The sequence below is a fragment of the Streptomyces sp. CRCS-T-1 genome (assembly GCF_024442335.1).
Classification (GTDB): Bacteria; Actinomycetota; Actinomycetes; order Streptomycetales; family Streptomycetaceae; genus Streptomyces; species Streptomyces koelreuteriae.
In genome coordinates, this window is the sequence record NZ_CP101651.1 from 1,318,965 (window position 1) to 1,332,793 (window position 13,829).

Sequence of the window (13,829 nt, forward strand, 5' to 3'; positions counted from 1 at the left end):
TCGGTCCCTCATGTGTTCTCGGTGCCTACGCGTACAGCGTTCCCCGGGCTACGACAACGGCGGACCCCGCCACCTGAACCGAATCGATCCGTTCCGGCGTCCCCATCGCCCGGGCGCGCATCGTCGAAGGACGGCCCATCTCCACCCCCTGCCGGATCTCGATCCACTCCCCGAACGGGATCAGTCCGTGCCGGGCCAAGTGTACGGCCAGGGAACCGGCGGCCGAGCCGGTCGCCGCGTCCTCCACCACGCCGTAGGCGGGTGAGAACATGCGCAGCCGCCACCGACTTCCCGATCCCGCGAAGCAGTTGGCGGCCATGTCGGGCAGCCTCGCGAGGATCCTCTGGTCCGGTTCCACGGCGGAGAGCGCGGCCACGCCGTCCAGGCCGACGAACACGTGCCGGGGCCCGTTGCGGTAGACCTCGACCGGCAGGGTGCTGCCCGTGGCCACCAGGTCGAGCCCGGCGAGCAGTTCGTCCGCGCGGTCGTAGGGCCCCCATGTCGGCAGGGGCTGCCACATGCCGGCCGCGACGGTCCGGCCGTCGTCGTCCCGTTCGAGTTCGAACGCGACGGTGCCCATGGCGGTCTCCATCCGGAGCTCCTTCGCCGCGTGCGACTCGCCGAGCACCACGGCCGTGCCCAGGGTCGGATGTCCGGCGAACGGCAGCTCGTTCACCGGGGTGAAGATGCGGACCCGTACATCACCGTCGTCCTCGGCGGGGAGGACGAAGACGGTCTCCGACAGGTGCATCTCGCGCGCGATCTGCTGCATGCGTTCGGGGAGGAGGCCGGTCGCGTCGAGGAAGACCGCGGTCGGGTTTCCCTCCAGTCGGACGTCGGTGAAGACGTCGGCCACCACGTACTCGTACGTACCCATGGGTTCCGTTCTGTCGGCCGCGCGGGTCAGTGGGTGTCGAACAGGGTCTGGTAGCGGGCGACCGCCTTCTCGGTGGCCGCGCGCTCGTCGAGGGTCGGGGCGAAGGGGTCGGCGGCCGGGGGCAGGGCACCGAACTTGAGCAGCGCGGCCATGAGCAGCAGACGCGCCTTGGTGGCCGTGAGGTTGTTGCCCGAGATGAAGACCGGGTCGGTGCGGTACGCCATGCCTCCGGTGTTGCCGCGGCCCGTGCGGACCACCGGCAGGCCGGCGAAGACGGCGACGCTCAGCGCCGCGTTCCTCGTCGGGTCGGCCATCCCGAACGGCGACATGCCCTCGCACACGAAGCCGGCCAGCGGCGCGTCGGCGAGGTTGGCGTCGATCCGCGCGAGGACCTCGACCTCCTCCTCGGCGACGGGCGGGCTGTCGGTGCCGGTGCCCGTCGCCGCGTACCGGCTGTACTTGGTGATCGAGACGTGCGGCATGGCGGCCGGTACGAGTCCGGCGGCGTCCTTAGTCGCGATGTCGACCGGGGACACGCCTCCGGCGAGGCTCCCGGTGACTCCGGGCACCCGTTCGGGGAGCAGGGTGAGGCGCAGCTCCGAGCGGTGGGTGTGTCGGCGGGCGGGGAGGTAGGTGAGCTGCGGGGGGCCGTAGCCGCCGAGGTCGGCGACCACTCCCCCGTGACCGCCGGTGACCTCGTAGCCGCCCGGACGGGCGTCGACCTTGGTCACGTCCCGCGCCGAGTAGACGAGTTCGTCGACGATGACACAGGCGCCGACGCGGTCCTCGCCCCGCTCGTCGAGGGCCACGCCCGAGGCGATGAACTTCACGCCGTCCACCACGTTGCGGTCGCCGTCCGCGCTCAGGGACTGGTGGCGGCGCTGGGCGGCGTGACCGACGAGGGGCGCTGTCGTGTCGATCAGCAGTCCGAGCCAGTACAGGGTCTCGTCGACGGTCGGACTTCCCTCCAGCCACTGGACACCGGCGTACTCGCCGCTGGCGAGGACGTCCTGGACCTGGTTGGTCGCCCGGGCGAGGTCCGCCAGGCCCGGCTCGCTCTGCAGGTGGTACGGGTAGTAGACGAAGAAGTCCTGCCCGAGGCGCTCGGAATCGGGTCCTGTCGTGTATCCGCCCGACGGGGCGGCGCGGAAGAACGCGAAGTCGGCGACGGAGCCCAGCTCGACGGGGGCGCCGAGGTCGCCGAGACCGAACCGCTCGATCTCCTCGTAGAGACGGCGGGCGTCGGGGTAGAACGTCTGCCGGGCGGCTCCCGGTGGTGCGTAGGGTGCCGTCGAGGTCTCCTCCCAGGCGGAGCCGTCCGCCTGCCTGCCCATGTAGGGAAGGGGGTAGAGGCCGTCGGCGGGGTCGAGTTCGACGACGTGGACCGGTATGGCGCCGTCGTGGGGCCGCTCGGCGTGGAACGCGCCGTCCTTGTCGAGCCAGCCGTCCGGCGGGGCGTACAGGCCGGCCGCGTCGTCTTCGAGCGGATGCGCGCTGTACGCCTCGACGTACAACGTCGCGGGCGCCGCGAGCCGTTGGGGACGCAGGACATCGAAGCGGGCGGGACGGAGCGGCAGACCGTGCCGCGCGCGTGCCTTGTTCGACGTGACCAGGTCCGGGGTGTTCAGGATCGTCGCCGTCGGCCCGGCGAACACCGCGATCCGCAGCCGCGGGGCGCCGCCCGGAGGAATGTCACCCGTCACAGCGGCCGCAGGTGTTCGACGGTGATGTGGTGCTCCTCGGCGACGCGCCGGGCGACCAGCGACCGGTGGCATGCCTCGGGGTCGGTTTCGACGCAGAGCAGGGTCGCGATGCCGCTGTCCGGCAGGGCCGACACGATCGGTTCGAGGTCGGCCGGGTCGAGGATCTCGGCGGTGTAGCGGCGGGTGTACTCGGCGGCGAGTTCGCGGCGGGAGCGCTTGCCGACCCCTTGGCGGTCGTCCTCCGCGTACTGGAGGTGACGCAACTCGGTGGTCGGGGCGAGTTCACGGTGGTGCTCGTAGGCGATCCCGGCGGCGGCGAGGGCCGCCTGCAGCCGCAGGGAGTTCGCCCAGGCGTAGTCCGGTCCGCGGACTCCGCGGCGCTGACGTACGTCGAGCAGCAGGCGCACGTCCGCCTGCCGCAGTCGTTCCAGGAAGGAATCGCCGTCGAAGCCATAGACGCCGATCGTTGCCAACTTGGGCACCGGGGTTCTCCTGTTCTGCTACGGGGTGCGCGGCGCGGCGATCAGGGCGGTCGTCTCCATGGGCAGCTCCGCGGTCCCGGCGATGTCGAGGCCGGCGCGGTTCAGCAGCCGCGTGATCCTTTCGACGGTGCGGTGTTCGCCGCCGGTCGTCACCAGGAGGTGCAGGTCCCACAGGGCGGGCAGCACGGTGGAGTTCTCGTCCTCGACGAAGCGGTCCAGGATCAGCAGGCGCGAGGAGGAGTCCGCCATGGCGCGGCGGCAGTGTTCGAGGACGCCGACGACGGCCTCGTCGTCCCAGCCGGCCAGCACGCGGCAGAGGATGTAGACGTCCCGGCCCGCCGGGACGCCCTGGAACATGTCGCCCCCGACCAGTTCGGCGCGGTCCAGGCCGACGGTGGCGGACAGGTGCTCACGCGCCTTGGGCATCATGTGCTCGCGGTCGAAGAGCGTGCCCGTGGCGTCCGGCGCGGCGCCGAGGATCGTGGCGAGCAGGTGCCCGCCCCCGCCGCCCACGTCCACGACGCTTCTGCCGGAGAAGTCGAAGATCTCGGGCACCTGGTGGAAGAACATGCTTGCGGCGTTCATGGTGAGCTGGAATCGCCGGGCGGTGGCCGCGTCCTGTCCCAGGTACTCGTAGAACGACCGGCCGTGGGCGACCTCGAATCCCGAGCTCTGTGTGCTGATGGCGTGGTGGGCGTGCCCCCACGCGGTGTAGAACTCCTCGCCGTACAGCAGGCACATGTCGCGCAGGGACTGGGGGCCGTCGAGGAGGGCCGCGCTCACCCGGGTGCCGCGGTAGCCGGTGGAGTCGCTGCCCTCGAATATCCCCATGGCCACCAGAAGGCGCATCAGGCGGTGAATTCCCTGCTCGTTCGCCCCGGTCTCCTTGGCGAGTTCGGCGTCGGTGTCACGGCCGGCCCGAATGTGGTCGGGGAGTTCGAGTTTCACCGCGGTGTAGAGCGCCTGCGCCCTCCATCCGCCGGTGATGATGTCGACCACGTCTCTGGTGGCCTGTATGTCGACTGTCATCGAGAATTCACCTCCCGACCCTTCAGGACTGCTTGGCGGTGATGTTGACCATCCAGGTGATCCCGAACCTGTCCACGAGCGTGCCGGCCTCGTCGCCCCAGATCTGCTTCTTGAGGGGCATCGCGACGGTGCCGCCGGCGGACAGTTTCTCGAAGTACTCGCGCAGACCCTCGTCGTCGCCGCCGAGGTAGAGCGCGACGTTGGTGCCCGGGTTGAAGGGAACCCGCTCCGGGACGTCCCACGCCATGACCGTGAAGCCGTCCGCGGTGGTGAGCGTGGCGTGCATGATCTTGTCGGCGTCGGGTGACTCCGCCGAGCCGAAGTCGGCGAACGTGCCCAGCTCCAGCTTGCCGCCGAGGACGTCGTGGTAAAACTCCATCGCCTGCCGCGCGTCCCCGTCGAAGGCGATGTACGGGTTGAGCTGAGATCCCACCTGATACTCCTTGCGGTCCATGGAAAGCGGAATTCGTTGAATGCGGAATTCGTTGAATGCGGAAGGAAACCCTTACGTGGGAATCCCGCCGCGATTGACCTTCGGTACCTCGATACCCAGCGCGCGCAACTGCTGGAACGGGTTCATGAACTCGCGGTTCTGCTTGATCTTGCCGTCCTCGAGCAGGAACGAGTGGATGAAGTGGTTCCTGTAGTAGCCGGGCGGGTAGTCCGGGTAGAGGATCTGGCCCTCTCCGTCGCACTCGACCCAGAACCTGTTGGGGTCCTGTGTCTCGAAGATCTCCACGTTCTTCCATTCCCAGTCGGGGAACATACGCAGCGACCATTCGCCGTGCGCCTTGAGTTTGTGGTGCCCCTGGGAGGTGATCGGTTCGCCGGTGTCGCTGGTCCACAGGCCGGCGCTGCCGTCCTCGGCGAACAGCAGGTAGCGGGTCAGCCGGTTCTCGCCCTTGCGGCTCATGTAGTCCGCGACGACGGCGCGGTGCCGGGCGCGCAGGTCGGAGGCGGCTTCGGGCGCCTCGGGCGGAGCGTGTTCCGTTCCCATCTCGTATCCCTCGTTCCGTGATGTTGTGGGCGGCCTCAGAGGCGGAGTTCGGGGCGGTAGATGTCCAGCCAGGTGCTCAGGTCGAGCACGCGTTCCATGCCGTTGCGGACATCGATCGGCATGGTGGCCGAGTCCTGCCGCGTGATGTCCTCCAGCCAGCTGCGGTCGACCAGGTCGAAGACCGGGTCGTCGGTCGTGAGCAGTTCCTTGGACTGCTGCAGCAGCGAACTGGTGTAGTGCGGGTCCAGGGTGGCCGGGTAGGGGGCCTTCACCCGCTCCAGCACCGACCGGGGCAGCAGGTCGGCGGTCGCGGCGCGCAGGAGGCTCTTCTCCCTGCCGTCGAAGGTCTTGAGCGACCACGGGGTGTTGTAGACGTATTCCACGAGGCGGTGGTCGCAGAAGGGGACCCGGACCTCGAGGCCGACGGCCATGCTGATCCGGTCCTTGCGTTCCAGGAGCATCCTGACGAAGCGCGTCAGGTGCAGGTACGTCATCTCCCGCATCCGCATCTCGTGGTCGCTCTCGCCCTCGCCCCGCTCGACCTCGGCGACCGCGTCGGAGTAGCGGTCGCGGATGTAGGAGGGAAGGTCGAGGGCGGCGGTGATGGCGGGGTTGAAACGGTCCGACACCTGGGCCCGCGCGCCGCTCACGAAGACGGCCATCCAGGGGAAGGTCCGCGCGGCCTGGACCTCCGGCTGGTGGAACCATCGGTACCCGCCGAAGACCTCGTCGGCGGACTCGCCGGACAGGGCGACGGTGGACTGCTGCCGGATGGCCTGGAACAGCAGGTAGAGCGAGCCGTCCATGTCGCCGAGGCTGAGCGGGCTGTCGCGGGCGGTGATGACGGCCCGGCGCACGGCGGGGTCGGCGATCGCGGCGTGGTCGAGCACGATGGCCTCGTGCTGCGAGCCGACGTGTGCGGCCACCTCGAGCGCGTACGGGGCGTCCGTCGTGGCCCGCAGATCGTCGGCGACGAAGTCGTCCTCCCGTCCGACGAAGTCCACCGCGAAGCTGCGCACCTTCTCGCCGGCCTCGCCGTGTTCCCCGGGGCGGCCGAGCTTGGCGGCGGCCAGTGCGGTGATCGCGCTGGAGTCCAGGCCGCCGGAGAGCAGGGTGCAGCGCGGGACGTCGGAGACCAGCTGCCGGCTGACGATGTCCTCGAGCAGCTCGCGCACGGTGGCGACGGTGGTCTTCAGGTCGTCGGTGTGCGGACGGGTGGGCAGCGTCCAGTAGCGGCGCTCGCGCAGTCCGGAGCGGTCGACGGTGACCACACCGCCGGGGACCACCTCGTGCATGCCGCACCACACCGCGCTGCCCGGTGTCTGGGTGAAGCTGACCAGCTCGCGCAGTCCGTCGAGGTCGACCGCGCGGTCCGCCAGGGCGTTGGCGAGGATCGCCTTGGGCTCGGAGCCGAACAGCACGCCGTCGTCGGTGCCGGCGTAGTAGAGCGGTTTGACGCCCATCCGGTCGCGGATCATGACGAGCTTCTCGATCCGGGAGTCCCAGACGGCGAACGCGAACATGCCGTTGAGCCGTTCGGCGACCGCCTCGCCCCACTCCACGTAGCCGTGGAGCACGACCTCGGTGTCGCTGCGGGTCTCGAAGCGGTGGCCCCGGCGGAGCAACTCGCTCCGGAGTTCGAGGTAGTTGTAGACCTCACCGCTGTAGGTGATCGCGACGGGGCCGTCGTCGGTGGGCACCACCATGGGCTGGGTGCCGCCTTCGAGGTCGATGACCGCCAGCCTGCGATGGCCGAGCGCGGCGTGCCGGTCGAGCCAGGCGCCCCCGGCGTCCGGTCCCCGGCAGGCCATGGTCCGGGTCATCGCGTCCAGCTGCGTGCGCTGCTGAGTCAGATCCCGGTCGAACGAGACCCAGCCCGTGATTCCACACATCGACTTGCCTTTCTTCCTCTCGAGCTCTCGAGTCCAGGGGCCGCGGCGCGGTCAGGGTTGGAGCCGGCCCGTACGCCAGCCGGAACCGTCGCGCTCGTAGCGCAGCCGCATGTGCAGCCGGTCCTGCGGATCGGCCTGCCAGAACTCCACCGACGCCGGCTCCAGCAGATAGCCCAGCCAGCGGTCCGGGCGGGGCAGCGCCGAGCCGTCCCGGCCCAGGTCCCGGGCCTGTTCCCGCAACGCGTCCTCGTCCAGCAGCGGGGCGCTCTGGCGGGACGCCACGGACATCGGGTGCGTGGCGACGGGCCGGGCGGCCCACAGGGCGTCGGACTCCTCGTCGGGCAGGGGGCGGGTCGGGCCGCTCACGATCACCTGGCGGCCGGCCTCGCGCCAGTAGAAGACCCCGGACGCCCAGCCCGTCTCGGCCAGGTCCCGGCCCTTGCGGCTGTCGGAATGGCTGGCGAACACCAGACCCGTCGTGCGCACCTCGAGCACCTGCACGATCCGGTTGGAGGCGTGGCCGCGGGCGTCGGCGGAGGCCAGCGCGAGCGCGCCCGGCTCGCGGACGGCGTTCGCGACCGCGCTGTCGAACCACGTCCGGAGCAGGTCCATCGGTGCGGCGGGCGGGGCGGTGAACTCCTCGGTGGTCCGCGGCTGGACCGTCGCGCTCACGAGGACGTCCCCGTGGGTTCGAAGGCCAGGCCGCGGCCGGCCGGACGGCCGGAGTGGGCGCCTTCGACGAGGGCCTCGACGTCGGACATCATCCGCACGGCCGGCGGGTGTCCGATGAGCTCGGTGGCCCGGTTCGGCGGCATCGGTACCGTCAGGTCGGCCGTGGTGTCCCACAGCATCACCGCGCCCCAGCGGTTGGTCCGGCGGTCGGAGATCCAGACCTTCAGCCGCAGTCCGGGGACCTCCGTCCACGGGTCGACGCCCTCGTCACGCAGATAGTCGCGTAAGGAGTCGATGGTCTGGTCGGACCCGGCGAGGTCCCACCAGGAGATGGTGGCTTTCATACGTTCAGTACCTCCGCGGTCTCCATCAGCGGTACGAGCAGTTCGGCCAGGACGCGCTCGCTGTCCTGGGTGAGCACGGATTCGAGGTGGAACTGCACCGAGCCGAAGTGCGGCCCGCGCAGGGCGTGCACCTCGCCGGTGACGGGGTCGAGGCCGACCTTCACCTCGCCGACGCCGGGGCGCTGGAGCCGGTCGGTTCGGGCGCGGGCCGAGTAGGAGTTGTAGAAGCCCACCCGCTCGCGCGAGCCGAACAGGTCGATCTCGCGCTGGGTGCCCTGGTTCGGGACGTCCCGGCGCCTCAGTTCGAGGCCGAGGTGACGGCACAGCAACTGGTGGCTCAGGCACACGGCCAGGAAGGGGGTGCGCCGGCCCAGCAACTCCTCGATGGCCGCCGTGAGATGGGCCATCCTGGGGTGGTCGCTCTCGCGCGGGTCGCCGGGTCCGGGGCCCAGCACGACGAGGTCGTGGTCGTCGAAGCGGTGTGGCGCGTCGAAGTCGCCGAGCTCCACGGTCAGGCCGATGGCGCGCAGTTGGTGGGCCAGCATCGCGCTGAAGGTGTCCTCGGCGTCGACGACCAGGGCCCGGCGGCCGTCCAGGACGGGATGGGGCCGTGCGCGCTTCGCGGTCTCGCTGAGCCAGAAGTTCGCGATCGTCTCGTTGCGCCGCCCCAGCGCCTTGCGGATCAGCGGGTGCTCGTCGAGCCGCTCGTCGGCGCCCAGCGCGGAGAGCACGCCGGCGGCCTTGGTGCGGGTCTCGGCGACCTCGGCGGCGGGTTCGGAGTGCCGGACCAGGGTCGCGCCCACTCCGACCTCGACCTGAGCGCTGTCGCCGGCGTCCGAGGCGCGGATGTCGGCCGTACGGATGAGGATCGCCGAGTCCAGGGTGCGAGCCCCGTCGGCGTCCCGGCCGATGAGGGCGACGACGCCCCCGTAGTACCCGCGGCCCCGGGGCTCGTAGCGGGCGATCACCCGGCAGGCGTTCTCCAGCGGGCTGCCGGTCACGGTGGGGGCGAACATCGTCTCCCGCAGGATGTCCCGGGGGTCGAGGTCGCTGCGCCCCTCGATGACGTACTCGGTGTGCGCGAGCCAGGCCATCTCCCGCAGGAACGGCCCGGTCACACGGCCGCCGCCCCGGCAGACGCGGGCCATCATCTTCAGTTCCTCGTCCAGGACCATGTACAGCTCGTCGGTCTCCTTGCCGTCGGTGAGGAACTCCATGACCTCCGACAGGACCGGCCCGGTGGACGGGTAGCGGTAGGTGCCGCTGATCGGGGTCATCGCCGCGACGCCGTCGCGCAGGCTGACGTGGCGCTCGGGTGTGGCGCCGACGAAGGTGCGTGTGCCGGTGTGCACGACGAAGGTCCAGTAGGCGCCGCTCTCCCGGGTGAGCAGCCGGCGGAACAGGCTCAGTGCGCTGCGCGTGGAATACCCGGTGATGGTGGTGACGAACGAACGCTTGATGACGAAGTTCGAGCCCTCGCCTGTGCCGATCTCGTTGTCGAGCACCTCGCGGACCGTGTCGGCGTAGGCCTCGTCGTCGGTGTCGAACCGCCCGCCGCTCAGGGTGATCGGCTCGTCCGGCAGGGCCCTGAGCGCCTCGGTGGTGCTGATCTGCCCCTGGTCGGTCACCTCCATCGCGAGCAGCGGTGAACCGTCCTCGGCGGCGGCGAAACCCCGCTCGGTGATCTGCTGGTGGGGCACCAGGACCAGCGTCTCGTGCCGGGCCTCGCCGGGCCGTCCGCTCCGGTCGGCCGCGGGGATGTCGGCGAGCCGGGCCGGGGTGCTGACCCGGCCCAGCAGGATCTCCACCCGGTCCGGGCCCAGGGTGTCCGGGCGGTGCAGCAGGGCGAAGGCACCCCGATCGGGGCTCAGCACCTGCTCGAGCAACCGCGTCGAGTTCATCGGAAGACCTCCTCGGTGGTGGTGACCACCGCGCAGCGAGCGGCCGCGTAGTCGAGGGCCAGCCGGTGGTACTCGGCGGAGAAGTCACCGAGGGCGTCGGCGACCAGGAACGGCTGGATGTCGTTGGTGAACGCTTCGAGGGCTGTCGCCAGCACACCGACGTGCGCGTACACGCCGCAGACGATGAGCTGGTCGCGGCCCTGGGCGCGCATCCGCGCCAGCAGGTCCGAGCGGAAGAACGCGCTGTAGCGCCACTTGGTGAGCACCTGGTCCGCCGGCCCGGGCGTGAGCTCTGTGACGATCTGCCGGTCGGCGGGGTCGACCCGCATGCCCGGGCCCCAGAAGTCCTTGAGCAGGCCGCGTTGCTCGTCCGTCATGCTTCCGGGCTGCGCGGTGTAGAACACCGGGACCCCGAGCGCGGCACAGCGCTCCCGCACCTGCGCGCAGTGGCGGACCAGCGGCTCGCGCACCCGCGCGGGGAACGGCGCGAGGAAGTAGCGCTGCATGTCGTGCACGAGCAGCGCCGCGCGGCTCTCGTCCGGAGTCCACCGCGCGGTGCTGGTGGGCAGTTCGGCCGCCGTCGGCAGTGCATAGGCTGGGATCGGGGCTAGGCCCGGCACGGTTCTCCCTCGGCTGAGTGCGTCGTCGTCTGCGGCTGCCAGGCCGACACCACCGATACCGCCTGGCGGGGGTTGAGGCGCGGGTCGCACAAGGTCGTGTACTTGTCACCGATCCGGTCGGTGCCGCCCGGAGTGTCGGCGCATTCGGTCACCGGGTCCGGGGTGGTCTCCAGATGGATCCCGCCCGGTATCGCGCCGGCCGCGCGCACGGCGGCCTGAAAGGCCGTGACCTCCCGCACGATCGTCTCCACGATCCGGGTCTTGCGTCCCTCGGCCGTGGTCACGGTGTTGCCGTGCATGGGGTCGACCAGCCAGATCACCGGGTGTCCGGCGGCGCGTACGGCGCGGACCAACGGCGGCAGCAGATCCATGGTCGCGTCGGCGCCCATCCGGGCGATGAGGGTGAGCCGCCCCGGTTCCCTCCCCGGGTCGAGGCGCTCGCACAACCCGAGCAGGTCGGCGACCGTCATGCGCGGCCCGACCTTGCACGCGACCGGGTTGACCACATCGGCCAGCAGCGCGACATGGGCGCCGTCGGGCCTGCGGGTCCGCTCGCCGATCCACGGCCAGTGCGTGGAGGTGAGCGCGACCCGGCCCTCCCGGTCCCGTCGCAGCATCGGGATCTCGTAGTCGAGCAGCAGTGCCTCGTGGCTGGTCCAGACGGCCGGGCCGACGCGTGCCCGCGGCGTCGGGCAGAGGTTGGCCATGGCCTGGCTCGCCGCCCGGTAGCCGGCCAGCAGGCGCCGGGGATCGGGCCGGCGCGCTTCCGGGTCCGGTTCCGGGCCGTTCACCATGTGCCCTCGGTAGACCGGGATCTCGACGCCGCCCACCGACTCGGTGGGCGCCGACCGGGGCTTGGCGTACTGGCCCGCGATGCGGCCCACCCGCACCACCGGCTGGTGGGTGATCGCGTTCATGACGCCGGCGAGCACATGGAGGAGTCCCGCCTTTCGCTCCACGTCACCCGCGGTGCACTCCGCGGGATCCTCGGCGCAGTCACCCGCCTGCACCACCTGCGCCTGCCCGGCGGCGACACCGGCGAGCAGGTTCCGCAGCCGGCTCAGCGACGCGGTCTCCACGAGCGGGGGGAGGGCGGCCAGCACGTCCCGGACCTGCTCGACCCGCGACGGGTCGCCCCATTGAGGCTGCTGCTGCGCGAGGGGGGTTTGTGACACTTCGAGCGAGGTGACGTTCACGTTTGCTCCAGCCTCCGACGTGCCGGCCCGCCGTTGTCCGTGCGGTGATCGCGGATGAGACCGCCGAGGTGATCGGATCAGTGGTGGGCCGACGTCGGCGCCGGGCCGCCGTGCGGCGGGTACGGGTTGTCCTGGACGTACAGCCAGGTACCGTCCGGCTGCTCCTGCACGGTGTCGCAGAAATTGCCGGTGAAGCTCTCGCGGGTGCCGTCCGCCGCGTTCTGCTCCAGGTGGTAGTCACCCATGATGGCCGCCGTGCGGTTGCGTACCTTGCCGTCCAGCCCGCGCTTTCCGCCGGCCGGCACGGTCTGGCGCGGGTTGACGGTGAGGACCGGGTCGGACTTGAACCACTCGACGTAGAAGGCCCGTATTTCCTTGTGGCCCCGGATGATCGACCCGTCGTAATTGACGATCGCCGCCTCGGGCTCATGCAGGGCGATGATTCCCTTGACGTCCTTGGCCTTGATCCTCTCGCCCAGGAGCTGCAGCAATTGGTCGGGGGTCTTGGCGACCGCCCGCGCACCGGCCCTGTCCGCGGCCTCCGCACCTGCCTGGACTGCGGTGTTCGAGGAATTCCCGGTGAGAGTCGACGCGCTTGCGGACGCCGGTTCGGCCTGTATGAGGCCAGGGACGACGATGCTGCCGGCCGTCAGGACAATTCCCGCGGCAGCGAGCGGCAGCGCGTGCTTGATTATGCTCATTCATTCCCCCCAAGACTTGAGATGGCATCAGGTCCTATGCAATGCATGTGCGGCGCCGGCCCCTCCGCCCGGCCGCAATTGCCATCCCGCCCGCGTTGATGAGTGTCATACAACAGTCCGGAAGTAGCACTGTCAACGCCTCCAAAATCAGGAGGACTTGGTGCGCTATTTCTTCTGTGCCGTAGCGCTCTGGGAATTGATTCGTTCCGTCAATTCTTCCGCGAGGAGCTGCCAGGCCTCGGCGTGATGCCGCGCCAGTTCGGCGATCGCCGGCGCGCAGTGGATCGGCAGGCTGCTCGCCATCGTCGTCCAGTCGTGCGGTTGCACGGCGGAGACGTCGAGGATCCGCAGCAGCTTGCGTCCCGCCTCGGTGAAGCGGAGCGAAGGGTCGGCGGCCAGCCGTCGGACCGTCAGGGACTGGTCCACGACGCCCGGGTGCGCCCGAGCGCGCTGCACGGTCCCGGGCCCTCCGGATCCCCGGCCGCCCGGCGGCGCCTCGTGCGGCCGCGTCGTGGTTGCCCCTGGTACGACGGCGGCACGCGCCCGCCGGCGCAGGTCCTTCGCCGTGGTGAGCGAGACGCCTGCGGCGAGCGAGACCTCCCGGGCGGTCGCGTCGGGCCTCACCGCGAGGAGCGCGAGCGCACGGGTGCGGCCCTCTGCCGCCACGGCGGGATAGGCCACGCCGTCGCGTCCCAGTCGCACGGGGGCCGGGTGCGGATTTTCCGCACCCGACCGCCGCCTGAGCGCGGCGATGGTCTTGTCCGACAGGCCTGCGACCTCGGCCAGCCTCCGGTTGGACCACTCCGGGAAGTCCGCGAGCATGCGGAGGGCCGCGTTCTTGCGCTCGGCGAGGGAGAGCGGCATTCCATGTCTGCTGTTCAACTTCACGGCGAGCACGAAGGCTTGGCTTTCGTCGCCCTTGAAGAAGACGGCGCTGATGTGTGTGGCACCGCTCTGCTCAACCGCCCTGAGCCGGTGCACACCGTCGATGACGGTCATGGTCTCGTGGTGGATCACGATCGGCGGCAGTTCGGCGCACACTTCGGCGAGCGCGGCGATGTGCCGGGTGTCCTCCCCGCCCGTACGGGGAGAACCCGCCACTCGTATGTGGCGCACCGGTATGCGGGTGATCTCCGATAAGAGTTCACCGTTGAACGGATCGTGGCGAGGTGATGGGCGTGGTATCGGCTTCTCTGCTGATGCAGAGATGTGGTTCATCGATCTTCCCCCTACCGACTTCCTGTGGGCTCGGCACCTGTCGTGCGACGCATCCGGCGGCGGATGACTTCAGACAGCGCGGCGAACCACGGGACGAAGGCAGGAAGAACCAGGACCGGCAATCGTAAAGTCGAAGAACATCGATTTTCCCCCGTGACGCAATGTCGTGAACCGACCCGAACAATCTTGCAGGTGGA

At 70.3% G+C, this 13,829-nt stretch carries 14 protein-coding genes; all 14 read right to left on the reverse strand.

Features of this window, described 5'->3' with window-relative positions; all coding sequences use genetic code 11:
• Positions 1-25: 25 nt before the first annotated feature.
• The 14 genes from NNW99_RS05865 to NNW99_RS05930 all read right to left on the reverse strand — a co-directional run bounded on the left by NNW99_RS05865 (position 26) and on the right by NNW99_RS05930 (position 13,632).
• Complete coding sequence (locus tag NNW99_RS05865; RefSeq protein WP_215117632.1) at positions 26-877, reverse strand: PhzF family phenazine biosynthesis protein; 852 nt, start codon at positions 875-877, stop codon at positions 26-28.
• Positions 878-903: 26 nt separating this feature from the next.
• Positions 904-2,580, reverse strand: a complete 1,677-nt coding sequence (locus tag NNW99_RS05870; protein WP_251057717.1) for an asparaginase domain-containing protein — start codon at positions 2,578-2,580, stop codon at positions 904-906.
• Positions 2,577-3,062 carry a DUF488 domain-containing protein gene (locus NNW99_RS05875; RefSeq protein WP_215117633.1) on the reverse strand — a complete coding sequence of 162 codons (486 nt, stop codon included), beginning with the start codon at positions 3,060-3,062 and terminating at the stop codon, positions 2,577-2,579. The genes NNW99_RS05870 and NNW99_RS05875 overlap by 4 nt, the downstream gene beginning before the upstream one ends.
• An 18-nt stretch (positions 3,063-3,080) precedes the next feature.
• On the reverse strand, positions 3,081-4,091 hold the full coding sequence (locus NNW99_RS05880) for a methyltransferase (protein WP_215117634.1): 1,011 nt from the start codon (positions 4,089-4,091) through the stop codon (positions 3,081-3,083).
• A 22-nt stretch (positions 4,092-4,113) separates the two neighbouring features.
• Entirely contained in the window at positions 4,114-4,524 is a 411-nt protein-coding gene (locus tag NNW99_RS05885) for a VOC family protein (RefSeq protein ID WP_215117635.1), read from the reverse strand.
• Between the two features lie 72 nt (positions 4,525-4,596).
• Entirely contained in the window at positions 4,597-5,088 is a 492-nt protein-coding gene (locus NNW99_RS05890) for a PhzA/PhzB family protein (RefSeq protein WP_215117636.1), read from the reverse strand.
• Between the two features lie 35 nt (positions 5,089-5,123).
• Entirely contained in the window at positions 5,124-6,980 is a 1,857-nt protein-coding gene (gene asnB / locus NNW99_RS05895; protein ID WP_215117637.1) for an asparagine synthase (glutamine-hydrolyzing), read from the reverse strand.
• Between the two features lie 51 nt (positions 6,981-7,031).
• Positions 7,032-7,652, reverse strand: a complete 621-nt coding sequence (gene phzG / locus NNW99_RS05900) for a phenazine biosynthesis FMN-dependent oxidase PhzG (protein ID WP_251057718.1) — start codon at positions 7,650-7,652, stop codon at positions 7,032-7,034.
• Positions 7,649-7,996 carry a YdhR family protein gene (locus tag NNW99_RS05905; protein ID WP_215117638.1) on the reverse strand — a complete coding sequence of 116 codons (348 nt, stop codon included), beginning with the start codon at positions 7,994-7,996 and terminating at the stop codon, positions 7,649-7,651. Before NNW99_RS05905 ends, phzG begins: the two co-directional genes overlap by 4 nt.
• Positions 7,993-9,897 carry an anthranilate synthase family protein gene (locus NNW99_RS05910; protein WP_215117639.1) on the reverse strand — a complete coding sequence of 635 codons (1,905 nt, stop codon included), beginning with the start codon at positions 9,895-9,897 and terminating at the stop codon, positions 7,993-7,995. The genes NNW99_RS05905 and NNW99_RS05910 overlap by 4 nt, the downstream gene beginning before the upstream one ends.
• The gene (locus tag NNW99_RS05915) at positions 9,894-10,517 is read right to left on the reverse strand and encodes an isochorismatase family protein (protein ID WP_215117640.1); all 624 of its coding nucleotides are present in this window, start codon (positions 10,515-10,517) and stop codon (positions 9,894-9,896) included. The genes NNW99_RS05910 and NNW99_RS05915 overlap by 4 nt, the downstream gene beginning before the upstream one ends.
• Positions 10,505-11,713 carry a 3-deoxy-7-phosphoheptulonate synthase gene (locus NNW99_RS05920; protein WP_215117641.1) on the reverse strand — a complete coding sequence of 403 codons (1,209 nt, stop codon included), beginning with the start codon at positions 11,711-11,713 and terminating at the stop codon, positions 10,505-10,507. Before NNW99_RS05920 ends, NNW99_RS05915 begins: the two co-directional genes overlap by 13 nt.
• Before the next feature lie 77 nt (positions 11,714-11,790).
• Positions 11,791-12,414: a hypothetical protein gene (locus tag NNW99_RS05925; protein ID WP_215117642.1), complete on the reverse strand. Its 624-nt coding sequence runs from the start codon at positions 12,412-12,414 to the stop codon at positions 11,791-11,793.
• 165 nt (positions 12,415-12,579) lie between these two features.
• Positions 12,580-13,632 carry a ParB/RepB/Spo0J family partition protein gene (locus tag NNW99_RS05930; RefSeq protein ID WP_215117643.1) on the reverse strand — a complete coding sequence of 351 codons (1,053 nt, stop codon included), beginning with the start codon at positions 13,630-13,632 and terminating at the stop codon, positions 12,580-12,582.
• Between the last annotated feature and the right edge of the window lie 197 nt (positions 13,633-13,829).